The 24,111-nt window shown below is 58.1% G+C and carries 21 protein-coding genes and 1 tRNA gene; 9 read left to right on the forward strand and 13 right to left on the reverse strand.

Annotated features, from left to right (window positions below):
• Positions 1-319 precede the first annotated feature (319 nt).
• Positions 320-2,521, forward strand: a complete 2,202-nt coding sequence (locus ABF824_RS06080; RefSeq protein WP_415487077.1) for a TonB-dependent siderophore receptor — start codon at positions 320-322, stop codon at positions 2,519-2,521.
• A 114-nt stretch (positions 2,522-2,635) separates the two neighbouring features.
• Here ABF824_RS06080 and ppa read toward each other — a convergent pair whose 3' ends face one another.
• On the reverse strand, positions 2,636-3,160 hold the full coding sequence (gene ppa, locus ABF824_RS06085) for an inorganic diphosphatase (RefSeq protein ID WP_099348884.1): 525 nt from the start codon (positions 3,158-3,160) through the stop codon (positions 2,636-2,638).
• Positions 3,161-3,291: 131 nt separating this feature from the next.
• Here ppa and ABF824_RS06090 point away from each other — a divergent pair.
• The 4 genes from ABF824_RS06090 (at position 3,292) to aroA (ending at position 7,166) form a co-directional block, all read left to right on the forward strand.
• Positions 3,292-3,365, forward strand: a tRNA-Ile gene (locus ABF824_RS06090).
• A gap of 101 nt (positions 3,366-3,466) precedes the next feature.
• Positions 3,467-5,146: an energy-dependent translational throttle protein EttA gene (gene ettA, locus ABF824_RS06095; protein ID WP_415487079.1), complete on the forward strand. Its 1,680-nt coding sequence runs from the start codon at positions 3,467-3,469 to the stop codon at positions 5,144-5,146.
• A 174-nt stretch (positions 5,147-5,320) separates the two neighbouring features.
• Positions 5,321-5,818, forward strand: a complete 498-nt coding sequence (locus ABF824_RS06100) for a GNAT family N-acetyltransferase (protein ID WP_415487081.1) — start codon at positions 5,321-5,323, stop codon at positions 5,816-5,818.
• A gap of 91 nt (positions 5,819-5,909) precedes the next feature.
• Complete coding sequence (gene aroA, locus ABF824_RS06105; RefSeq protein ID WP_415487083.1) at positions 5,910-7,166, forward strand: 3-phosphoshikimate 1-carboxyvinyltransferase; 1,257 nt, start codon at positions 5,910-5,912, stop codon at positions 7,164-7,166.
• Between the two features lies 1 nt (position 7,167).
• Here aroA and ABF824_RS06110 read toward each other — a convergent pair whose 3' ends face one another.
• The gene (locus ABF824_RS06110; RefSeq protein WP_415487085.1) at positions 7,168-7,842 is read right to left on the reverse strand and encodes a helix-turn-helix domain-containing protein; all 675 of its coding nucleotides are present in this window, start codon (positions 7,840-7,842) and stop codon (positions 7,168-7,170) included.
• Positions 7,842-8,060, reverse strand: coding sequence for a hypothetical protein (locus ABF824_RS06115; RefSeq protein ID WP_415487149.1), 219 nt, complete (start codon positions 8,058-8,060; stop codon positions 7,842-7,844). The genes ABF824_RS06110 and ABF824_RS06115 overlap by 1 nt, the downstream gene beginning before the upstream one ends.
• A gap of 113 nt (positions 8,061-8,173) precedes the next feature.
• Here ABF824_RS06115 and ahcY point away from each other — a divergent pair, with 113 nt between their 5' ends.
• The 4 genes from ahcY (at position 8,174) to aldA (ending at position 12,222) form a co-directional block, all read left to right on the forward strand.
• Complete coding sequence (gene ahcY, locus ABF824_RS06120) at positions 8,174-9,475, forward strand: adenosylhomocysteinase (RefSeq protein WP_415487087.1); 1,302 nt, start codon at positions 8,174-8,176, stop codon at positions 9,473-9,475.
• Positions 9,476-9,554: 79 nt separating this feature from the next.
• Positions 9,555-9,944: a DUF3597 domain-containing protein gene (locus ABF824_RS06125; protein WP_415487089.1), complete on the forward strand. Its 390-nt coding sequence runs from the start codon at positions 9,555-9,557 to the stop codon at positions 9,942-9,944.
• A 251-nt stretch (positions 9,945-10,195) separates the two neighbouring features.
• Positions 10,196-10,546: an ArsC family reductase gene (locus tag ABF824_RS06130; protein ID WP_415487091.1), complete on the forward strand. Its 351-nt coding sequence runs from the start codon at positions 10,196-10,198 to the stop codon at positions 10,544-10,546.
• Between the two features lie 227 nt (positions 10,547-10,773).
• Positions 10,774-12,222 carry an aldehyde dehydrogenase gene (aldA, locus tag ABF824_RS06135; protein WP_415487093.1) on the forward strand — a complete coding sequence of 483 codons (1,449 nt, stop codon included), beginning with the start codon at positions 10,774-10,776 and terminating at the stop codon, positions 12,220-12,222.
• A 132-nt stretch (positions 12,223-12,354) separates the two neighbouring features.
• Here the strand turns inward: aldA and ABF824_RS06140 are convergent, their stop codons facing one another.
• The 10 genes from ABF824_RS06140 to tgt form a co-directional block, all read right to left on the reverse strand.
• Positions 12,355-14,790, reverse strand: a complete 2,436-nt coding sequence (locus ABF824_RS06140) for a membrane-bound PQQ-dependent dehydrogenase, glucose/quinate/shikimate family (RefSeq protein WP_415487095.1) — start codon at positions 14,788-14,790, stop codon at positions 12,355-12,357.
• 112 nt (positions 14,791-14,902) lie between these two features.
• On the reverse strand, positions 14,903-16,072 hold the full coding sequence (locus ABF824_RS06145) for an MFS transporter (protein ID WP_415487098.1): 1,170 nt from the start codon (positions 16,070-16,072) through the stop codon (positions 14,903-14,905).
• Positions 16,073-16,255: 183 nt separating this feature from the next.
• A complete protein-coding gene (locus tag ABF824_RS06150) occupies positions 16,256-17,767 on the reverse strand; it encodes a complex I subunit 4 family protein (protein WP_415487100.1) in 1,512 nt (503 codons plus the stop codon).
• Positions 17,768-18,095: 328 nt separating this feature from the next.
• Complete coding sequence (locus tag ABF824_RS06155; RefSeq protein ID WP_415487102.1) at positions 18,096-18,722, reverse strand: MlaC/ttg2D family ABC transporter substrate-binding protein; 627 nt, start codon at positions 18,720-18,722, stop codon at positions 18,096-18,098.
• A gap of 35 nt (positions 18,723-18,757) precedes the next feature.
• Positions 18,758-19,459 carry a VacJ family lipoprotein gene (locus tag ABF824_RS06160; protein ID WP_415487151.1) on the reverse strand — a complete coding sequence of 234 codons (702 nt, stop codon included), beginning with the start codon at positions 19,457-19,459 and terminating at the stop codon, positions 18,758-18,760.
• A gap of 479 nt (positions 19,460-19,938) precedes the next feature.
• Positions 19,939-20,766 carry a TerB family tellurite resistance protein gene (locus ABF824_RS06165; protein WP_415487106.1) on the reverse strand — a complete coding sequence of 276 codons (828 nt, stop codon included), beginning with the start codon at positions 20,764-20,766 and terminating at the stop codon, positions 19,939-19,941.
• Between the two features lie 88 nt (positions 20,767-20,854).
• A complete protein-coding gene (locus ABF824_RS06170) occupies positions 20,855-21,085 on the reverse strand; it encodes a hypothetical protein (protein WP_415487108.1) in 231 nt (76 codons plus the stop codon).
• A gap of 183 nt (positions 21,086-21,268) precedes the next feature.
• On the reverse strand, positions 21,269-21,538 hold the full coding sequence (locus ABF824_RS06175) for a ribbon-helix-helix domain-containing protein (protein ID WP_415487110.1): 270 nt from the start codon (positions 21,536-21,538) through the stop codon (positions 21,269-21,271).
• A 15-nt stretch (positions 21,539-21,553) separates the two neighbouring features.
• Complete coding sequence (gene queG / locus ABF824_RS06180; protein ID WP_415487112.1) at positions 21,554-22,651, reverse strand: tRNA epoxyqueuosine(34) reductase QueG; 1,098 nt, start codon at positions 22,649-22,651, stop codon at positions 21,554-21,556.
• A gap of 119 nt (positions 22,652-22,770) precedes the next feature.
• A complete protein-coding gene (gene tgt / locus ABF824_RS06185) occupies positions 22,771-23,934 on the reverse strand; it encodes a tRNA guanosine(34) transglycosylase Tgt (RefSeq protein ID WP_415487114.1) in 1,164 nt (387 codons plus the stop codon).
• Positions 23,935-24,111: the final 177 nt, after the last annotated feature.

Raw genomic sequence — 24,111 nt, forward strand, 5'->3', positions numbered from 1 at the left:
GTGAATATAGTGATTGTATACAATAAAATTATATTTGTTATTTTCTGACTGAATGGATGCCCGGAATCAATTGCTGCCAAAGAATGTTGATGAGCAGCTTTTCATGACTCTCGCATGATGCGGCCAAAGGCGTGTGAATGACTTGAAATGTCTTCTGTCGCCATGAACTGCAAAATAGCAGCAACATAACTGCAATGTTTTCTGACGCTTTGGTTGATTGGATATCTCGTGACGTGAGATTTTTGCGTTTGCAAATAATTCGCAATAACTATATGACGCGCTGGACACACATAAAAGAAATCCAGTCCAGAGGTCGGGTATGTACCGAAAAAAGGTTCTTTACGTGATCTCTCTTTCACTTTTCATAAGTGGAAAAGTTTTCGCCGCGGATCAGGAAGAGAAACCAGCCCCGGCGGCTCACGCCGGATCATCTGTCACAAAACAGAAACCTGACAGCGTAAAAACCTCGGCGCCGCAGGTGGAGCGGGTGGAAGTGCGTGGTCGTAGAGCGTCGACCATCGCTTCTTCCGCAACAAAGACGAATACGCCGCTTATTGAAACGGCGCAGTCCGTAACGGTTGTCACCCGTGATGAAATGGATATCCGTGGTGTGCTGGATCTCAATCAGGCCATCCGTTACGCGGCGGGGGTTACGCCCAATCTTCGAGGTGGTGTTGGAACACGTTATGACCAGTTCGCCCTGCGTGGTTTCACCGTCCCCACTTTTCTCGATGGTCTGAAATTACAGGACAGCCCGACCGGCTATGCCGTGGCGCAAACAGACACCTTCCGTCTCGACAGGGTGGAGATCCTGAAAGGTCCGGCATCCGCGCTGTATGGTCAGTCCAGCCCGGGTGGACTTGTGGCTCTGTCGAGCAAACTGCCCACAGATCAGAAGTTTTATGGGGGCGTGACAACCACCGGTGGCAGCTTCGATCTGTATCGTGTTGATGCTGACGTTGGTGGTTATGCCACGGACGATGGAATGGTGCGTTACCGCATTTATGGCACCGCCAATGGTCAGCATACACAGCTTGCCCGCACCGGCAGCCGCCGTTTTTCCATCAGCCCGGCTTTTACTTTCGGGGGAGATGGACCGACGACCCTGACGCTTCTGGGCAATTATCAGTATGATCCTGAAAACGGCACCTATGGCGGCGTGCCGCTGGTCGGCTCACTCAAGCGTGCATCCTTTGGTTATCTTCCAAGAAATTTTTATGACGGTGATACGTCTTTTGAAAAATTCAATCGCCGACAGGGGGCGATTACCTACATTCTTAATCACCGCTTCAATAAGGACTGGAGCTTTACGACGCGTGGTCGCTACGATGACATCAAGACTCAGTATCGCAGCGTGTATAATGCGGGTTATTACACAGATACATATACCGTTCCCCGCTATGCTTTCGGCACGAACGAGCACACCCACAATCTGACATTTGACAGCCAGTTCAAAGGGAATGTCCGTACGGGTTTCCTGAGGCATTCCCTGATGTTCGGTTTTGATTACATGCAGCAAAGCGCGAGCGAGCAAGGGTTTTTCGGGAGCGCTCCCGATATGAACGTGCTGTCGCCTGACTATCACATGAATATCGCACCCATGAGTCCCTATCTGAATTATCAGACGAACTCACATCAGATCGGTGCATATGGTCAGGATGAAATTCGCTGGAAAGGACTGGTTCTTACGGGAAGTATACGTAACGACTGGTATCGTTCGCATCAGGTGGAATCGATTTATCATTCCGACACCCGTCAGGATCCGAGCCAGATCACGTGGCGGGCTTCCGGTCTCTATCATTTCAATTTTGGACTAGCACCTTACATAAGCTATTCGACATCTTTCCAGCCTCAGTCAGGTCTTGTCTCGAATGATGGTGGTAGGACCCTGCGGCAGGCGAATCCCTCTCTGGGAAAACAGCTTGAAGGTGGCCTGAAATATCAGATTCCCGGTACGTCTGTTCTCCTGACGGCTGCGGGCTTCCATATCGAACAGACCAATGTGCTGGTCGCCGTCAATTCCGCCCTCGGCTTCAATACACAGAGCGGCAAAGTCCATTCGGACGGCTTCGAATTTGAAGCACATGCTGAACCATACAAAAACCTTGTGCTCACCGCTGCGGTGAGCGTTCAGAAAGTGCGTGATGATTCGACGGGAAAGCCTCTTATCCAGTCAGGAAAGGGGAATGCGTCCCTGTTTGCATTTTACACAATGCCCTCGGGCCCTGTGAAAGGCCTCGGTTTCGGCGGCGGGCTTCGCTATACGGCAAAAGCTTATGGCGGCGAAGCAAGCTATGGGAGTGTCTGGGTGCCGCAATATGCCGTATTCGATGGTTCCCTGCGTTACGACCTGTCCAATCTCTCCCCAGCGCTGCATGGCTGGACGGCCGCCGCCAGTGTCCGCAATATTTTCGACAAACGCTTTGTCGCCAACTGCCTGAGCTATGCGTCCTATGGGCAGTCATGGTGCTATTACGGCGAGCGCCGGAATGCACAAGGGAGCATTGGCTTTTCCTGGTAAGCGTAATGATTGTCGTTAGTCAGGATTGAATTCAAAAAAGTATCTTAAACGGAAACCGCCCTGCTTCCCTCAGGGAAACAGGGCGGTCCAAGACAGCCTGAAGCGGAAGGAAAATTACTTCTTCGCTGCTTCCAGAGACGCCTTGATGATCTCACCGGCGCGGGCCTTGTCGCCCCAGCCCGTGACCTTCACCCACTTGCCCTTCTCCAGATCCTTGTAGCGCGTGAAGAAGTGCTCGATTTCCTGAATCAGGATTTCGGGCAGGTCTTCGATCTTCTCGACCTTGGAGAACTGCGGGTGGATCTTGTCATGCGGCACGCACAGGATTTTCTCGTCCTGCCCGGCTTCATCTTCCATCAGCAGCACGCCGATCGGACGGGCGCGGATCACGCAGCCCGGCACCACGCCGCGCGGCGTCAGCACCATGGCGTCGGCCGGATCGCCGTCAGCGGCCAGCGTGTTGGGGATGAAGCCATAAGCCGCCGGATAGACCATCGGCGTGAACAGGAAGCGGTCCACGAACAATGCGCCGCTTTCTTTGTCGATTTCATATTTGACGGAAGAACCCTGCGGGATCTCGATCACGACGTTGATGTCGTTCGGCACGTCTTTGCCGGGGGAAAGTTTCGAGACGTCCATTGTCCTGCTCCATATGGATAAATTGCGGGCGGAGCCTAGCCCTGCGCCGCTTTCTTGCCAAGGCGGACATATTTCCTTGCACTGGACGCTTGCAAAATGGGTTGGGTTGCGCGAATTGATGACCCGCCTGCGCGCCCGTAGCTCAATTGGTTAGAGCGGGCCGCTCATAACGGCTTGGTTGCGGGTTCAAGTCCTGCCGGGCGCAGGCATTTCCGTCGGAAGGGCCACAAGTCCGACCGACGTTCGTGCCTTCCGACCGTATAACCGGTCCGGTCATTCCTTCATCTGTCCGCGGAGTTTCGTCTCATGGCGCCATATCAATATGTCTATGTGATGAAGGATCTGACCAAGTCCTATCCGGGCGGTCGCGAAGTCTTCAAGGGCATCACCCTGTCCTTCATGCCCGGCGCCAAGATCGGTGTTCTCGGTGTCAACGGCGCCGGTAAATCGACCCTGCTCAAGATCATGGCCGGGATCGACAAGGAATACGGTGGCGAGGCCTGGGCCGCTGAAGGCGTGAAGGTCGGCTATCTCGAACAGGAGCCGAAGCTCGACCCGAACCTGACGGTTGGTGAAAACGCCGCACAGGGTTTCGGTGACCTGAAGAAGGCGGTGGACCGCTTCAACGAGATCTCCGCCAAGTTCGCCGAGCCGATGGACGAGGACGAGATGACTGCGCTCCTCGCCGAGCAGGCCGATCTTCAGGAGAAGATCGATGCTGGCGACGGCTGGGAACTGGACCGCAAGCTGGAAATCGCGCTCGACGCACTGCGCTGCCCGCCTGCCGACAGCCCCGTCGATAAGCTCTCCGGTGGTGAGCGCCGTCGCGTCGCGCTGTGCCGTCTGCTGCTGGAAAAGCCTGATCTGCTGCTGCTTGACGAACCGACCAACCATCTCGACGCCGAGAGCGTGGCATGGCTCGAAAAGACCCTCCGTGACTACGAAGGCACCGTCATGGTCATCACCCATGACCGTTACTTCCTGGACAACGTGACCAACTGGATTCTCGAGATCGAGCGCGGCCGCGGCTATCCGTTCGAAGGCAACTACTCTTCATGGCTGGAACAGAAGCGCAAGCGTCTGGCGCAGGAAGAAAAGGAAGAGAGTGGCCGCCAGCGCGCCCTTGCCGCCGAGCAGGAGTGGATTGCCTCCAGCCCGAAGGCCCGTCAGGCGAAGAGCAAGGCCCGTATCACCAAATACGAAGAACTGCTGGCCAAGAGCAACGAGAAGGCTGCTGGCACGGCGGAAATCGTCATCACCCCCGGCCCGCGTCTGGGCAATGTGGTGATTGAGGCGGAAGACCTCACGAAGGGCTTCGGCGACCATCTGCTGATCGACAAGCTGAACTTCAAGCTGCCGCCGGGTGGCATCGTCGGTGTGATCGGACCAAACGGTGCGGGTAAGTCCACACTGTTCAAGATGATCACCGGGCAGGAGCAGCCGGACAGCGGCAAGCTTACCATCGGTGACACGGTAGAACTCGGTTATGTCGATCAGTCCCGTGACAGCCTCGACGACAACAAGAACGTCTGGGAAGAAATCTCGGGCGGCACGGACGTGATCTATCTCGGCAAGCGCGCGGTTCCGTCGCGCGCCTATGTCGGTGCCTTCAACTTCAAGGGTGCCGACCAGCAGAAGAAGGTCGGCGTGCTGTCCGGTGGTGAGCGCAACCGCGTCCATCTTGCGAAGATGCTTCGTAAGGAAAGCAACGTCATCCTGCTCGATGAGCCGACCAACGATCTCGACGTTGATACGCTCCGCGCACTGGAAGACGCGCTGGCCGAGTATCCGGGCTGCGCCGTGATCATCTCCCATGATCGCTGGTTCCTTGACCGTCTCGCCACGCATATTCTCGCCTTTGAGGGTGACAGCCATGTCGAGTGGTTCGAGGGTAACTTCCAGGCGTATGAGGAAGACAAGAAGCGTCGTCTGGGCGATGCTGCGGTCGAGCCGAGCCGGATCAAGTATCGTCCGCTGGCACGATAAGCGGGTTTTGGGAGGGGAGTTTGCGGGGCTTTGCCCCGTGCCCCACAAAGGGATGCGGTCCCTTTGATTCCGGTTTGTTTCTCGTGACTGTGACAAGTTCTCCTGCAAAACACCAGAAATTCTGCCGCCTTTCATTTTACAAAATCACGTCATGGTGTTCCACATAGACCACTCATGAGTCTGCACGTCCTCCGCACAGCCCGCCTTGCACTCACACCGGTTTCATGGCGGGACATGAATGAGATTGCCCATCTCAAGGCGGATGGCGGCGCGTTCGCCATGATGCTGGGCGGCGTGCGCAACCGCCAGCAGGCGGAAGCGGAGATGGTGTCCGACATCACTTTCTGGGCCAAACACGGCACCGGCATGTTTGCCATCCGCGAGAACGGCAAACTGATCGGTATCACGGGCGTGCATGAACGGCCGGATGGCCGTGGCGTGGCTTTGCGCTTCGCCATCTATCCGTGGGCCTCGGGCCGGGGACTGGCGCGGGAAGCTGCTGCGGCTGCTTTGCGGCACGCTCATGCCGCGGGCTTCAAGCGCATCGTGGCTGTTGCGCGGGACACCAATATTGCTTCCCGAAAAGTGCTTGGTGGCATTGGCATGCGGGTGGCGGAGACTTTCATGCGAAGTGGTCATGAGATGCTGCTTTTCGAGAGCGTGACACGATAAAGGGCGTTGCGCCTCCGTCAGCCGCTTCTCGCCACATAAACTGCGTTTCATGCTACAGAGCGCACGCCAGACAACAGGATAACAGGTTTCCATGAACGCCGTTCTCGCCCTTCGCATCGTCCCTCCTTCGGGTCCTCTGAACGGCTATGTCGAACTGCCCGGCTCGAAATCGATCACCAATCGGGCGCTCTTGCTGGCGGCCCTGTCCGAAGGTGTGAGCCATCTGACTGGGGCGCTGAAGAGCGACGACACGCTCTACATGGCGGCGGCATTGCGTTTGCTGGGTGTCGGGATTGAGGAACCAACGGCGACGAGTTTTGTCGTGACTGGCAGCGGACGCCTCGCAGTGTCATCCGAGCCGCTTTTTCTCGGAAATGCCGGAACTGCCGTGCGTTTTCTCACGGCGGTCGCTCCTTATGTTCCCGGTGAGGTCGTGCTGAATGGCGATCAGCATATGCAGAAACGGCCCATCGCGCCGCTTGTCACTGCTCTGTCTTCCCTCGGAGTCGAGATATCCGCGCCGACCGGCTGCCCCCCCGTGACCGTGCAAGGGAAAGGCCATCTTTCCGGTGGCCGCGTGACGATCGATGCCGGATTGTCCAGCCAGTATGTCTCTGCCGTGCTGATGGCGGCCGGTCGGGCCGACGCGCCGGTGGATGTGGTGTTGCAGGGTTCCGGTCTGGATGCGCGCGGCTATGTCGACCTGACGGTCGCCGCCATGAAAGCATTTGGCGGCAACGTGGAGCAGGATGGACCAATGAGCTGGCGTGTCCTGCCGGCTCCCTACAGGGCTACCGATTTCCGGATCGAGCCTGATGCTTCGGCAGCGACCTATCTTTGGGCGGCGGCTGTTCTGACGGGTGGAAAGATTGATATTGGTCTCGCGCCGGAAGCCTTCTCGCAGCCTGATGCCAAAGCCTATGAAATGATCGCGCAGTTCCCGCACATGCCCGCGCAGATCGACGGTTCACAGATGCAGGATGCCGTCCCCACGCTGGCTGTGCTCGCGGCTTTCAATGCCACGCCGGTGCGTTTTGTGGGCATCCATAATCTGCGGGTAAAGGAATGCGACCGCATTTCAGCAGTCTCTACCGAACTGAACCGGATTCGCGCAGGGTTGGCGCGGGAAGAGGGCGACGACCTGATCGTGAACGGTGACCCTTCTCTGGTGGGGCAATCCCTGCCGACGCGGATTGAAACCTATTCCGACCATCGGATTGCGATGGCGTTCGCTCTCGCGGGTCTGAAAATCTCGGGCATCACCATTCTGAATCCTGCCTGTGTCGGCAAGACCTATCCTGGCTACTGGGATGCACTCCGGAGCCTTGGCGTGACGCTGGAAGGGTAATTCACAGGGTCGCCGCCGTGATCCGGTGTGGTGTTCGTGCCTGACTATCCTTATTCCGCAGAATAAGGATGTCACCGTCATCAAGACGCCTCACATGGCGCTCGCTGTCTTCCCATCGTTCGACAATGCCGAGCACGGGCGTGGGTTGATGATGGATAACGATGCGGTCCTGCTCCCTGATCGCGCTGTCAGGACTGACAAGAAGCAGGCTGCCTCGGCGAAAGACAGGTTCATAGGCTGCGCTGTTGAGGCGGATACCGTAATCATAGGGGCCGATATCGGCAAAGGGCGAACTGACTTCTGACCACAGGCTGGAGGTGGGCAGGTTCGCCTGATCAAAAAGATTTGGCATGTCCAGTTGGGAGAAAAGCGCCAGTCTGAGGCGTTTTTTCTGTCTTGTGTCGTCAGCGGTCGAGGCTTCCTCACCTTCGATCCGTCGGGCGAACTCTCCAAGAGTCACCCGCAGGGCAGCCAGCAGGTCCAGCAGTGTTTCCATGCGTGGCAGCCGTGTTCTGCCGTCCGGGGCGCGTCGTTTCGACGGATTGAGGGCGGTGGGGTCGAGGCCGGCAGCCCGCGCGAGACCGGAAGAGGACAGTCCCTTTTCCAGTGCCAGCCGATCGATGGCTGCCCATAGCGCCTCTGCGGCATTCTGCTCCGGCAAAGAGGAGGACGGCATTATCGGCTTTTTCCCAGAATTTCGGAACGGTGACGTGCTTCGCCTGCCGCCGTCACATGAAAACGATCATCTTCGCCGACGCAGGCGAAACCCTTGCGTGCCAGCCGTTCAAGACATGGTTCGTCCTTGAGGGCTCGTGGGCGACCATCCTTGCCCGAGAGGCACAGGCGGTGCAGGGCTGAACGGCAGCAGGTTTCAAGATAGGGCTGGTTCCACATGGCCCGACTGTCGGGAATCTGGCCGTGTCGCGCAACCAGCAATCTGACTTGGGTGGCAAGGACGACACACAGCCTGTATAGAAAGCCAGCTATCTCTTTTGACAGGACGTGTGATGAGCGCAGAATTCACCGATTACAAGGTCAAGGACATTTCCCTCGCTGAGTGGGGCCGCAAGGAAATTTCTCTGGCCGAGGACGAAATGCCCGGCCTGATGGCGCTTCGTGAAGAGTATGGCGCAAGCCAGCCGCTCAAGGGCGCCCGCATCGCTGGCTGCCTGCACATGACCATTCAGACGGCTGTGCTGATCGAGACACTGACTGCTCTCGGTGCGACTGTCCGCTGGTCGTCCTGCAACATCTTCTCGACGCAGGATCACGCTGCTGCTGCCATCGCAGCCGCCGGCATTCCGGTTTTCGCCTGGAAAGGCCTGAACGACGAAGAGTTCGACTGGTGCATCGAGCAGACCATCAAGGGTCCGGACGGCTGGACGCCGAACATGATCCTCGACGATGGTGGCGATCTCACCGTCATGATGCACGACAAGTTCCCTGAGCTGCTGAATGACGTGCGCGGCCTGTCCGAAGAGACGACTACGGGCGTACATCGTCTGTGGAAGATGCAGAAGGAAGGCACGCTCAAGGTTCCGGCGATCAACGTCAATGACAGCGTGACCAAATCCAAGTTCGACAACCTGTATGGCTGCCGTGAGAGCCTCGTTGACGCGATCCGTCGCGGCACCGACGTGATGATGGCTGGCAAGGTTGCCGTCGTTGCCGGTTATGGCGACGTGGGCAAGGGTTCTGCCGCTTCCCTGCGTAACGCAGGCTGCCGTGTGCTCGTGACCGAAATCGATCCGATCTGCGCATTGCAGGCGGCGATGGAAGGCTACGAGGTCGTGACGATGGAAGAGGCCGCACCGCGTGGCGACATCTTCGTGACGGCGACAGGCAACGAAGGTGTGATCCGTCTTGAGCACATGCGCGAGATGAAGCACCGCGCCATCGTCTGCAACATCGGTCACTTTGACTCCGAAATCGAAGTCGGTGCGCTGCGCAACTTCAAGTGGGATAACATCAAGCCGCAGGTGGATGAGGTCATCTTCTCTAACGGCAAGAGCGTGATCCTGCTGTCCGAAGGCCGTCTGGTGAACCTTGGCAACGCGACAGGTCATCCGTCCTTCGTGATGTCGGCGTCCTTCACCAACCAGACGCTCGCCCAGATCGAGCTGTGGACGGCAAAGCCAGGCCAGTATGAGGCGAAGGTCTACACGCTGCCAAAGAAGCTGGATGAAAAAGTCGCTGCCCTTCATTTGGCCAAAGTTGGCGCGCATCTTTCGAAACTGAGCCAGGAGCAGGCCGATTATATCGGTGTGCCGGTCAACGGTCCCTTCAAGCACGAAGAATACCGTTACTGATTGGCCTTGTGCTTCCCGTTTAATGGCGGGGAGCACCGCACATGTGTGCGATTTCTGAACCCAGAGAGGGAGTTCTCTCATGAGCATTTTCGGTAAGATCGTTTCCGCCATTTTCGGTCACGCTCAGGCTGCGACGCCTGACGCTGCTGCGCCGACGGCTGCCAGCGCCACCCCAGCTGCTGCTGGAGCTCCGGGTGCTGCAGCGGCTCCTGCCGCACCTGTCGATGTCGATGCGGTCCTGACGGCTCTTGCAGCGAAGTCAGGCCAGCAGCTGAACTGGAAAGAGTCGATCGTTGATCTTCTCAAGCTGCTTGGTCTGGACAGCTCTCTTGATGCCCGCAAGCAGCTGGCGACAGAACTGAAATACACGGGTGACCAGAACGACACGGCCACGATGAACGTGTGGCTGATCAAGGAAGTCCGTCAGAAGCTGGCGGAGAACGGTGGCAAGGTGCCTGCTGGTCTCTGATTCTTTCAGGAATTAGGCACGTTAAGGAGGAGGGCTTTATGCCCTCCTTTTTTTGTTAGTAATTCGCGGTAGAAATTTTATAACGCTGCAAATTGAAAATAAAATCGGAGCTAGGGTTCAGACTTTCAGGAAAATACAGTCAGTTTTTTGAATTTATGACTCGCTATTGAAGCGCCATTCATAATGACAAACGAAAATACTCTCTGTAATGCCGTTAAAAACCTGAATGGCCTACGTAAGGATATCGTTTCATGAGCGTTGCGATTTATGGAATCAAAGCGTGCGACACAATGAAAAAAGCGATGGCGTGGCTGGACACGCACGACATTGCTTACACCTTTCATGATTACAAGAAGGAAGGCGTTGATCGCACCCGTCTGCTCGACTGGGTCAAGGAAGTGGGGTGGGAAGAACTGATCAATCGCTCCGGTACGACATTCCGGAAGCTGCCTGAGGCAGACAAGACAGACCTGACTGAAGAAAAAGCCATTCAGCTCATGATCGACAATCCCTCCATGATCCGTCGTCCCGTTCTGGAAGCCTCAACGCGGATAATCATTGGTTTCAAGCCCGAAAAATATGCTGATTTTTTCAGAGTCTGAATGATGCCCCTGCCTTGCAGGCTGTTTCAGGCAGTCATGCATGCACGTCAGGGAACGATCCCGGTTTTGCAGAGTTAGAAAAAGTATGCGCGTCTGTCGCCATGGCGGACGCAGGGCGATTTCCCGTTTCCTGACGGGCCGGTTCCGGTCTTCGACACCATGCTGTCGGTAAAATGACCCTGAGCCGAAATCGCATTTTACGAGATTTCAGAAGCAGGGATTTATGTATGTTTTCCCAGACACGGTATGATCTTTTTATTGATGGTTCCTGGACGAAACCCACTAGCGGCGAATGGACGCAAATCTACAATCCGGCGACCGGAGACGTTGTTGGTGAGGCTGCCCGAGGGCAGGAGCAGGACGTCAAGATTGCGGTAGAGGCTGCCAAGAAAGCGTTTCCGGCGTGGCGTGACACACCTGCATCGAAACGCGCTGACGCGCTGTATAAATTACGTGATCTGGTGGCACGCGACAAAGAGGCGCTCGCTAGGACTATCACCGCCGAAATGGGAAAAACGCTGAAGGAAGCACAGGGAGAGGTTGATTTCGCCATTGCCCTGCTGCGTTTCGCTGCGGAAAACACCCGTCGTCTTGAAGGCGAGATCATTCCCGGCGAACGTCCGGGCGAAAAGATCCTGATCGATCGGGTGCCGCATGGCGTCGTTGGCGCTATTGCAGCGTGGAACTTCCCACTGGCGCTCTGCGCCCGGAAAATCGCTCCGGCGATTGCGGCGGGTAACACAATCGTTCTCAAGCCGCATGAACTAACACCGCTTTCCGCACTGGTGCTCGCGAAGCTGGTGGAGGAAGCGGGTATTCCGGCGGGCGTGGTCAATATCGTGACTGGCGATGGACCGGAAGTGGGCGTGCCGATTGTCGCACACCCGGACACCAGACTGATCACCATGACCGGTTCGACACCTGCCGGTAAGAAGATCATGGCTGCTGCTGCCGAACATCTGAAAGAGGTCCGGTTGGAACTGGGTGGCAAGGCGCCGTTCATCGTCATGGATGACGCCGACCTCGACAAGGCGGTCGAAGCCGCTGTCGTGGCGCGCTTTGGCAATGCGGGACAGATCTGCACCAGCAATGAACGCACCTATGTGCATGAGGCCATCTACGACCGGTTTGCCGAGAAACTGCGCGAGAAAATCAACGCGCTGAAAGTCGGTGATCCGATGGACCCGGCAACGGATATGGGGCCGAAGGTCAGCGAGGATGAACTGAAGAAGGTTCATGAGATCGTTGAAAAAGCCATCTCTCAGGGCGCGAAGCTGGAAATCGGTGGCAAGCGTCTGACAGGCGGCATTTATGACAAGGGCTGTTTCTATGCGCCGACCCTGCTGACGGGTGTGACGCATGAAATGGACATTGCCCGGAACGAGGTGTTCGGCCCTGTGCTGTCACTGATGAAAGTGCGTGACTTTGACGAGGCGCTGGAACGGGCCAATGACTGCCGTTATGGACTGTCGGCTTATCTGTTCACGAAAGATCTCGCCACGATCCTGCGCATGACGCGGGACCTCAACTTCGGTGAGGTCTACGTCAATCGTGAAGGCGGTGAGGAACCGCAGGGCTTCCATCACGGTTATGGCGAAAGCGGTCTCGGCGGTGAAGATGGTCAGCACGGGCTTGAAGCCTATGTTGATACAAAAACCATCTATCTGAACGCCTGATATGGAAAGGGCGGATACCCCGATGGGAATATCCGCCCTGAAACAAGAGAAAATTTTTGGGTGTCGCCTTTTTTAAAAAGGCGACGTTCTCTGAAGCTTTTTGAAAAAAGCTTCACCAAAAACTTTGGTTAATCAATGCACCGTCGCATCATCCGGCAGCGTGTAAGCGATGATCTCATCACTTACATCCGGCGAATGGCTCATGCCACCTGCTGAAATCACCACATATTCCTTGCCGGTTTTCGGAGAGCGGAACACCAGCGGAGCCGCCGGAGCACCAGCAGGAAGACGTGCTTTCCACACCTCCTCACCCGTCAGCGAGTTTAGCGCACGCAGATAATAGTCCTGCGTACCAGCAAAGAACACCAGACCGGACGCCGTCGCTGTTGGGCCACCGAGTGTCGGCAGACCAAGCGGCACGTCCATATGCGTCTTCAGACCCATCGGACCGGTATCCTTCACCGTGCCCAGTGGCACCTGCCACAGCAGCTTCTTGCTACGCAGGTCGATGGCGCTCATCGTGCCGAAAGGCGGTGTATTACAGGGAACCGCCAGCGGCGATTGCAGGATGTCGATACGGACGCCCTGATAAGGACCAGCCACCTGCGGACGCAGCGTGCCCATGAAGCCCGGAACCTCGTCCATCGAGATCTTGTAGTGCGAGGCGTTCTTTTTGTTCACCAGCATCATGCGCAATGGCACGCGCATGTCGTTGACGAACATCAGGCCGCGTGCCTCGTCGATGGAAACGCCACCCCAGTTCATACCACCCAGCAGGCTCGGATATTCGATGTAGGGCTTCTCGCCGGGCGGCGTGAAAGCACCTTCATAGACCGAGTTGCGGAACATGATGCGACAGTAGAGCTGGTCGAACGTGCTGACGCCCCACATGGAGCTTTCCGTCAGCGGCTTGGCGCCAATTTCAGGCATCCCCACGGAGAAAGGTTGCGTCGGCGAAAGATGCTCCCCCTCCGCCGCAGGCTGCGTGGCGACTTTCTTTTCCACCACATCCGTCACCGGCTGACCCGTGCGACGATCCACGACAAAGATATTGCCCGTCTTGGTCGTCTGGATCAGAGCGGGAACGGTCTCACCCTGCTTGTTGGTCACATCGAACAGGACCGGCTGGGAAGGAAGATCATAATCCCAGACATCGTGATGTACGGTCTGGAAAACCCATTTCGTCTGACCAGTCGAGGCATCGACAGCGACGATCGCCGCGCCGAACTTTTCCTTCACGGCGTCGCGGTCGCCGCCCCAATAGTCAGGCGGACCGTTGCCCGTCGGCAGATAGACGAGGTTCAGAGCGCGGTCGTAGGTCGGGATGGTCCACACGTTGGGCGTTTCCAGCGTGTAGGTCTTGCTCGGATCTGCCGCATTGGCGTTGTCCGGATCACCGACATCCCAAGCCCATGCGAGTGCGCCAGTGCGCACGTCATAGGCACGGACCACACCGGACGGCTCGCCATGCACGATGTCACGCACCCAGCCACCGATGACTGCCGTATGCCCCATCACCACGGGAATACCTGTCGGATGATAGCGCTTGCCGTTTTCCGCAGGCCCCATGCGCGGCTTCAGATCGACAACGCCATTGTTCCCGAATTTCGGGCACAGCTTGCCGGTATGAGCATCCAGACCGATCAGACGGGCATCGACCGTGTTGACGATGATGCTCTGACGACAGGGAGCATCCGCATCAGACACCTTGTCTTCGGCGGACAGTGTCTGGTCCCTGTCGGTGTCGTAGTAGCCAACACCACGGCAGGTGACATGCTCGGCCGAGTGCGCCTGCGGATCAAACTTCCAGAGCGCCTTGCCGGTATCGCCGTCAATGGCGGTGACCAGATTTTCCGGTGTGCAGGAATATAGCACGTTGCCGATCTGCTGCGGTGTGTTCTCATCGACACCCGTGCCTGCGCCGGTCAGACGACGGCCTGTGTGATAGACCCACGCAACCTGAAGACGACCGACATTCTCGGGTGTGATCTGGCTGTAGGGCACATAGCGCGTGCCGTGCTCATTACGGGCGAAATACTGCCAGTCCTCGGGGACATCCTCTTTCGCAACAGTGAGAGGCGGCTGCTTGCTGAAACCGGTGTCATTGTGGATCGCGCCATGCGGCGAGCACGCTTCGAACAGGGTGATAAGCAGGCAGCATGTCAGCGCCAGTCCACCCAGCACGCTCTGCTTGCGCGTTTTGGGGGCGAAAGACTGAAGCGTAGCCGTAGCCCACAGACTGAGGACGAACAGAACGGTCGGAACGACAAGGCGCGGCAGAAGCGCCCAGTAGCCGAACTCCGGCGTATCGAAGAAAGCCCACAATACAGTTGCGACAAACACGCCGATCGAGAAAGGCAGCGCGATCCGCTGTTTCAGCACCAGAAGAATGGCGAGGACGATGTAACCGAGGCCCGCGAATAGATAGTAAAGCGAGCCGCCGAGCATGACGAGATTGAAGCCACCCGCTGCAAGGCCTATCCCGACAAGCAGGCAGAGCAGCGCGACCAGAACACGCCAGCCATCGAGCAGGCCGAGCTTCCGGTATGTGGGCTGAAAATCACCCATAAGATACTCCAGAGCGCATTCCGGCAAATGCCGGAACGGTTTGAAAATTTGCCTGCTTCCTGTGGCGGAAAAAAAGAGGGGCGCATAGTAAAAACTGACTGTTCAGATTCCGTCAGGCAGTGACACGACGGACGTGCCAGGCTGACAGGGGAATCAGGGTCAGCAATGCCGCCAGCAGCCAGAATGCCGCGGGCAGCCCAACGCCTTTGGCAACGAACCCCATCAGCGCGGGGCCTACAAGAACGCCCGCGTAACCAAGTGTTGTCACCGCCGCTATGGCCATGCCGGGCGGCATGAGGCGCTGAGCGCCAGCCGCCCGGAAAATGACCGGCACGACGTTGGAGGCTCCCAGACCAACCAGCACAAAACCCGACATGGCAAGAGCAGCATTTGGAGAGAGCAGGAGCATGACGAAGCCGAGAATGGAGAGAGCGCTGCCACTCAGCAGCACGGCAAAATTCCCGAACCGTTCGGAAATGGGGTCGCCACACAGACGACCTGCGGTCATGGCGATTGAAAAGAGAATATAGCCCAGTCCGCCTCTCGAAACCGAGACAAGGTCACGCTGGGTGATCAGCAGCGCACCCCAGTCCAGAACCGCGCCTTCCACCAGAAACATGATCGCCGCCTGCACTGCCATGACAAGGACAAGACCGTGAGGCAGCACGAAGATCGGCTCGGAAGCAGTCCCGGCCTGAGCGCGTGGCACCGGGCGCAGGAGTCCGTTTTTCACCAGCAGGGTTCCAAGCAGCACCATGAGCGAGCAGATCAGGGCGCAGTCCAGCGGAGGGAGGGAAACCGACAGAAGGCACGTCATCAGTCCTGCTCCGGCAAAACCCCCGATGCTGTAGAGCGCATGAAAGCCGGACATGAGATTCTGCGCGGACAGTTTCTCCACCTCCGAGGCATGCAGATTCATCGCAACATCAAGGGAGCCGAGCGAACCACCAAACAACAGAAGCGCGAGCGCGAGGGAAAGATCGCTGGCTGCCGTGGCCAGGAGGGGGAGGGCAATGGCCAGCCCGGTGGCACTGACCAGAACAAGGGGACGACTGCCGTATTTCGCGCTGAGCGGGCCGATGACCAGCATGGAGGAAATTGAGCCGACACCCAGACAGAGCAGCAGGAATCCCATCGTGGCGTCGTCGGCGTGAAGCCGTGCGCGGGCGAAGGGAACCAGAGGTGCCCAGCAGGCAAACCCGAAGCCGCTGGTGAAAAAAGCGAGGCGTGTGGCGCGGCGGGTGACGGCGAGATCGGGCAAAGGAGATCGAACTTTCTGCATGGGGCGATGACCGGAACGCACCGGTCACGGCTTCACGTCTCCAGTCACTGGAGTGAAAGCGATATTCCAGATTAAGGGCTGTTGTGAACCCGACATATCAGCGGGAAAATTCGGCGGTTATCTAAAAGGAAAAACCGCAGTTTCCCGGCAGAGGCAGAAGAGCCGGCTGCCGGGGGTATCTTTTTAGCGAGCAGCGACCATCTGATGTGCCGTGTGCGCCATGGCTTCCTGATTGGGTGCGCCCAGCGCATGCACGATCACGGGATCGAACAGGCTGGTGAAGGAGGCCGGGTGAACACCCATCCACAGTGTGACCACAGCCAACGGCACCAGCACCATCATCTCGGCGGGCGTCAGATCACGCAGCAGACCGACGGTGCCTTTTACGGAACCGAAGATCACATCGCGGTAAAGCGCCAGCATATAGACCGCGCCCATGATCATCGTCGTGCCAGCGAGAAGCGCCAACCAGAAAGAGACGTGGATCGCGCCCATCAGAACCAGCAGTTCACCCACGAAGGAACCCGTTCCCGGAAGGCCGATATTGGCCATCGTGAACAGCATGGCCAGCGAAGCCAGTGCAGGCATGCGGAAGGCAACGCCACCAAGCGCGGAGATCTCACGGGTCTCGGCACGCCATGCGATGGCGGCCACACAGAAGAACAGCGCTGCGATGACCACGCCATGCGACAGCATCTGGTAGATCGCACCGTCCACGCCCTCGGCGTTGAGAGTAAACAGGCCGACCGCGATCATACCCATGTGCGAGAAGGACGAGTAGGCGATGACCTTCTTCATGTCTTTCTGGGCGAAGGCGATGAAGGCAGCATAGATGATGGCGATCACGCCAAGCGGCAGGATGTAGGGCGCGAAGCGATGCACCGCATCAGGGAACATGAGCACGCCAAAGCGCAGCAGACCATAAGCGCCCGTCTTGGACAGCACGCCGGAAAGCAGCGCCGTGGTCGGCGTGGGAGCCTCTGTGTAGGCATCCGGTAGCCAAGCGTGCAGCGGGAACAACGGTAGTTTCACACCGAACGCGATGACGAAAGCCATTAGCAGCCAGCACTGCACGGAGAGCGAGAAGTGTCCTTGCATCAGCGCCGGAATGTCGGTTGTGCCCGCCATGTTCCACATCGCCACCAGCGCCACGAGCATGAACAGTGAGCCGCCGAAGGTGAACAGGAAGAACTGAAGCGATGCCCAGATACGTTTCGGTCCACCCCAGACGCCAATCATCAGGCTCGCCGGGATCAGGGTCGCCTCGTAGAACATGTAGAACACGACCAGATCGAGCGCCGAGAACAGGCCCATCAGTGCCGTTTCAAGGAACATGACGGCGGCCATGAAGTCACAGGCACGGCCCTGCACGCTGCGCCATCCGGCTCCAATCGAGAGCGGAGTCAGGAAAGCCGTCAGCAGGACGAAGACGAGACTGACGCCATCGACACCCGTGTGGTACGAAATGCCGAAATTCGGCATCCATGCCAGCTGCGTCTCATATTGTGCGCCCGGGATCTGCGGATCGAACCCGACCCACATGACGACAGAGAGTGCCAGCACTGCGAGGCTCGTCCAGAGCGCGATCCAGCGCCCTGTCCGATCTGCTGTTTCCGGCGCGCCCTTGGCGAGCAGAATGGCCAGACCGCCCAGAAGTGGCAGATAGGTGACGAGGGTAAGAAGGATCGGGTGCACGGCGTACTCTCTGGTCTCGGTACGAAACTTGAAGTGCATCTTAGCGCCAAGGGGCCAAGCCTGCCACCCGTGAGAGGTATCCAATATATTTTTATAAATATAGAGGGGCAGAATGGGTCGCGACGCATTGCAGATGCTCTTTTTCGGGATTTGCCGTCAGTATCGAATGAGAATTTCATGACGGAATGACCGTCGCTCAGCCGTTTGCGTTCCTTTCTGGCGAGTAGCAGGAGAAGAGAGAGGTCGTGTCCGAAGCGTGGATCACGCAACAAAAAAGGCCTCCCGGTGAGGGGAGGCCTTTCGTTGCGTCACTGTATTGTGAAAGAATTCAGTCGTTTTTCGGAGCGGCATGACGCTCGATCTGGTGCTTGAGACCATTGATGAGCGCTTCCACCTTACCGCCCTTCTGCTGGATGTAGGAGGAATAGTCCTGCTGCTGGGTCAGGCGCAGACTCGCCCCCTCGCCGACAACATCCACCACCTTTGGCATGCCGGAGCTCTGGCTGATGATCCACTGCATGTTGGCGTCAGGCTGCTGCGGACGATGCAGGACGGTCGCGACGGCCTGTTCCTCACCAGACTGGGTGGTGGCGCCGATTGTGAAGCTGACGCCGCGGTAAGCGCCGAGCTTGTCGCTGATGGTGTTGACGAGAACCTGACGGAACAGTTTGAGATATTCAGCCTGCTGTTCCGGAGTCGCAACGCGCCAGTAACGACCGAGGCAGAATTTCGCGATGGCGTCGACATCCACGTCGCTCTGCAGGATAGGAAGGACTTTTTCCTTCTTCTGTTCCGGTGTGAGCGGGCTGTTGACGATGGTCACGAGCTTGTCGCCAAGCTTTTGCACGAACACCGAAGCGGTTTCGGCCGCTGCTGCGGGCTGCGCGACCTGGAACATGAGACCGAGAGCGGTCACGCTTCCAAGCAGGAGACGACGGGTGAGGCTGGTTTTCATAACAGTCTGCCTTTGATCTTCTTACGGCGGATCAATTAATTGTACCAGTCGGGCACGGTCGCCCGGTGGTCATTCTTGATGGCTTCCGCCATGGCCTTGCGCTGCTGCTGATAAGCGCTGCGGATGGTAGCATAAGGATCGAGCGCGTCACGCTGGACCTGATCCAGATCGTCCAGATGATCGGCGCGGGTATTGATGACGCCCATGATGTTGTAGGCCCAGTTGAAGGTCAGGAGACCATAACCGCGCGGCACATAGTTCCACGGGGAAAGACCCTGATCGAGACCATAGCCGATACCGTCGCGGAAGCTGGATGGCCCCATCATGGGCAGGAACAGATAAGGGCCGGAAGGAATGCCCCACGTGGCGAGGGTCAGGCCGCCGTCATTGTCGTGGTGCGGATAACCGGCGTATTTCGCGACGTCGATGAAGCCGCCTACGCCCGCGACCATGTTGATGCACCAGCGGACAAAGGCATCGCCCGCACGACGCGGCTTGCCGGCGCCGACGTCGTTGAAGAAGACCACCGGCTCGTTCATGGTCTGAACCATGTTGCCAAGTGACTTGCGGACGGGCAGCGGGACGGCCCAGACATAAGCCTTGGCGACCGGGCGCATGCTGTATTTGTCGAGCTTGACCGAAAGATCATACATCTTGCGGTTCAGTGGCTCGTATTTGTCGTTGGCTTCCTTGTATTCCGCCAGCGCTTCCGGATCGGTGGGCTTGGGCGCCACCATTGACGAGCATCCCGCGAGCGCAAAGCCTCCCAGAATGATGGAACCCTTGCGGATCATCCGTCCGAGCGTTTTCCTGCCGGATGCCTGCTGGGGGCGACTGACGCCAATGGCATGCTGTTCGAGATGGTGGTCGTCCTTCATCGCTGAGCCCATGCCCGTCAGTCTCTCTATCGCCCCGTAGATCATCCTTTTCCGAACCGCATCTCTGCCGGCAGGACGACCATGTTATGCTTCTGTGAACGTCTCTTTGCAATTCTGTCTAACACGTCACGTTCCTGATGCAATCGGTCGCCCTGCGTGGCTGACCTGTTTCGTGTTTCCAATCTGGTCACGGCGATAGCTGCAAACGATGGCTGCCGCACACGGAAAGCAATAACGCCCTCATGAAGAACGGGTTCGCCTTTTCCGTAATGAATAAGCCGAGGCAACAGTGATTGTGGCTTTGAGAGCACAGTCGGATCGGCAGAAACGGCGCGTTTTTACAGGCGTCGGTCGCGTTTGATCACGTCCCATGCCGCGTTGATTCGGGCGATTTTCGCCACCGCGATATCAATTTCCCGCTGGGAGGCATTGCGGGCGGTGAGGGTATCCGGGTGATGGGCGCGGACAAGGGCGCGCCACGTTGCGCGCAATTCCTCGTTGCTGGCGTCTTTCGAGACACCCAGCACGATATAGGCATCGTTATCGGCCATGGCCGGTCGTGAACGTCCACCTTCGGCTCGATCCCATGCGCCAGCGCTCAGTCCGAAAGCACGATGCACCTTTTTGAGGAAGCGGATCTCTGCCGGGTGCAGGGGCTCATCCTTGCGAATATCGGCGCGGGCAATGAAGAACAGAATGGACAGCAGTTCTTCCAGCATGAGCTGGTCATCGCGGTAGGCGCGACCAAGTTCCTGAGCGAAACGTTCGTAGTCGTCCGTCCGCTGACGCGCCAGATCGAACAGGCGCCCCACTTCCTTGGTATTTTCCGGAGGAATACGGAGTCGTGACTTGAAAGCGTTGATTTCCTGCCGATTGACCGGAGCATCGCATTTGGCGAGTTTGGCTGACAGGATGACGGCGCACAGAGCGTAAAGCTGGTCTTTCTTGCCGGTCACGGCGGCCAGTTTGGCAGCGACAAAAGCGGCCGCGCTGTTCGGGTCTGGTGCGGCCCGCGCCGCCCAGCGATCACTCCAGCCACCCGTAGGCGCTTCAAGAAGAGTGCCCCGGTCAGCCGCATGCCCGAGCGCCGCGCCAAGCACTGCGCCCATCCGTCCGCCGACTGCAAAGCCCGCTACGGTTCCAAACAGTTTGCCCCAGATGCTCATTCGTTCAGTCTAGCACTCACTCTCCGCAAGACCAAAATGCAGGCTGCCATGTTTGTCCAGCGGCATGAAGGAACTGCGAAGGCACGCGTTATTTCATGCTGCCAGAACGTCGGGATGGCCAGGGCTGAGGCGTGGAATGACCTGAAGTCTCCGGTTCATCTGCGCGATCAATGGCGGAATGCGCAAGGTGAAGCAGTTCATCGGCCACGCCTGTCAGTCCTGCTTTCCAGACAACATCGGCCATCTGGAGCAGGGAATGAGAAATCAGCAGCGGACTGGCTGAAGGGCAGTGCGGCATGCGCAGAACGTTCGATGGCATGGGGTCCTCATGCGCTGGCATGCGAGGTGCAGCGGTCTGTGGTTCGTGAGGAGACGCTAGAGGAGAAGCCGTTTCTGAGGGGTTAAAGAGAGGAAAGGTGTTAATGTGAGTTCTCATTTCATTAAGGCGCCAGGAAAACGATGATCTGATATTCGTCGTCAGCGCCAAGAAGCGGCTCGTTTTTTACGAGGATTCCGCAGACGACTCCTCAACCTTATCCTGTCCCCAGTTGGCTGGAACGGCCCGTGTGGCGGCCAGCGCCGCGATGCGCAGGGCGGAAGCGAGAGGACGATTCGGGTCACGGCGGCCATCAATCGACTCGACAAGCCGTCCGATCGTCAAAGCCTGTTCCTTGGCCATGATGTCGAGCACCGCCCAGAACTCCGGTTCCAACGCCACGCTTGTGGGGTGGCCTGAGAGAATGAGGCTGCGTTTGAGAAGGTGCCGGGGCATGGGAACTTTCTATCGTCAGGAGCGGACTGGAGCTCGAACGGGAGCATTCTGCAAACGATTACAGGCCCAGGAAGCCGCTTCAGCAACAACGGGATCGGGATCGTTACAGAGTTCCTGAGCCGTCATGCGTAGGGACGCGTTGCCTGAATTACCGATGGCAATCAGCACGTTACGGACAAACCTGTTGCGTCCGATCCGCTTGATCGGCGAGCCGGAAAACAGGGTGCGAAAACCCGCATCATCAAGAGCCGCCAGTTCGGCCAGGCGCGGAGCAATCAGTTCTTCCCGCGCCTTCAGTTTCATGACGCGCGATTCCTGAGCAAAACGGTTCCACGGGCAGACGGAGAGACAGTCATCGCAGCCATAGATATGGTTGCCCATGGCCTCTCGGAACTTATGGGGGATGGGACCGGCATATTCGATAGTGAGATAAGAGATGCAGCGCCGCGCATCGAGTTGATAGGGCGCAGGGAAAGCTGACGTGGGACAGACATCGAGGCAGCGTCGGCAACGCCCGCACTGGCCAGCGCGATGTGGAGTCGGCGGCAGTTCAAGCGTGGTGTAGATTTCTCCAAGCAGCAGCCAGCTTCCGTGATCGCGCGAGACGAGGTTCGTATGCTTGCCCTGCCAGCCGAGCCCCGCGTGTTCCGCCAGTGGCTTTTCGGGCACGGGCGCCGTATCGACAAACACCTTGACCTCGGCTGTCAGGCCCGCACGTCGGACTTCCGCAACCAGATATTGCGCGAGATGCTTGAGCATCCCCTTGATGATGTCGTGGTAATCGCGGTTCCGGGCATAGACCGAAATATTGCCGTGATTCGGACGCGCCAGCGTTGCGAGCGGATCGCCTTCCGGGGCGTAGGATAATCCGAGCGAGATAACGCTACGTGCTTCTGGCCACAGCCCTTGAGGATGGGCGCGCGCTTCCACCCGTTCTGCGAGCCATCCCATAGTGCCGTGATACCCTAGCGCCAACGCCTCGTTCAGATGAGCCTTTGTGGCTGGTCCAATATTGGCATCACAGATGCCGAACGCATCGAAGCCGATTTCCCGGGCTTTCACTTCGAGACGTTGGACCAGCCGATTGAGAGCTTCGGAGGAGGTGGGGGGCATTCCCGATCCGGTTTATCGGAGGACGAAGAAAATATGCTTTTACTTCACAGGAGACGGCGCGGGGCTTCAAGCTGAAAAAGCTAGCCCTTTTACTCTCCTGCTGAACGGATGCTGGTCGATTATGCCACCGGCGGAATGAGCGGCTGCGGCACTTCGTCCTCGCTCCAGTCCCCGGCCTGCCATTCAGCCCGCAGATGCTCAGCGTGAGCCGACAGTGTGCCGTCTACAATCGTCGCACGAATGCCGCGCATCAGCCGCTGATAGTAAGCAAGGTTGTGCCATGTCAGCAGCATCGGACCGAGGATTTCATCAGCGCGGAACAGATGGTGCAGATAAGCGCGGGAATGGCGCGTGCAGGCAAGGCAGTCGCAGTGCGGTGACAGCGGCCGGGCATCGAGCGCGAACCGGGCGTTACGCAGGTTGATGTGACCGCGCTCTGTATAAGCGCGAGCAGTCCGCCCGGCGCGGGTTGGCATCACGCAGTCGAACATGTCCACGCCACGCATCACGCTGCCCAGCAGGTCATCCGGTGTGCCCACCCCCATGAGGTAACGCGGCTTGTCGCTCGGCATGAGCGGCGTTGTCACATCGAGCGTGGAGAACATCAGTTCCTGCCCCTCGCCCACCGCAAGGCCGCCGATGGCGTAACCCTCAAACCCGATATTCGTCAGCGCCTTCACGCTCTCGGCGCGCAGTTCCGGCTCTGTCCCACCCTGCACGATGCCGAACTGGCCGTAGCCTTCACGCTGGATGAACGCCTCGCGCGAACGGGCCGCCCAGCGCATCGACATCCGCATGGAAGCGGCGATGGCTTCAGGTGCAGCGGGAAGGGCCGGACACTCGTCAAAGCACATGGTGATGGTCGCATCGAGAGCGTGCTGGATATCGGTCGAACGCTGTGGATCGAGGCGATGTTTCGAGCCGTCGATATGCGACTGGAACGTCACACCATCCTGATCAAGCTTGCGCAGCGCACCCAACGACATGACCTGAAACCCGCCGGAATCCGTCAGGATCGGGCCGGGCCAGTCCATGAATTTGTGCAGCCCACCGAGTTGTTTCACCCGTTCCGCACCGGGGCGCAGCATTAGGTGATAGGTGTTACCCAGCACGATCCCTGCCCCTGTCGAGCGTACGGCGTCCATAGTCATGGCCTTGACGGTGCCAGCCGTGCCGACGGGCATGAAGGTCGGCGTCTGCACCGGGCCGTGCGCCGTGTGCAGCGTGCCGGCTCGGGCCTGCCCGTCGGTGGACTCGCAGATCCAGCGGAAAGTGCTGCTCATGAGGAAAGGCCTTTTACTGTGAAAGAGAGATGGGGCTCTGCCCCATACCCCGGCAGGAAGCCCGGCTTCCTACACCTCGTTTTGCTAAAAATGGTTTCCAAAGGCGAGCCTTTGGTGGGGTGCGGGGCAAAGCCCCGATAGGAAAAGGTCTCTGCCTTTAACCAGCCAAAGGCGGTG

Origin of the sequence: Acetobacter sp., assembly GCF_047721705.1 — a bacterium.
GTDB lineage: Bacteria > Pseudomonadota > Alphaproteobacteria > Acetobacterales > Acetobacteraceae > Acetobacter.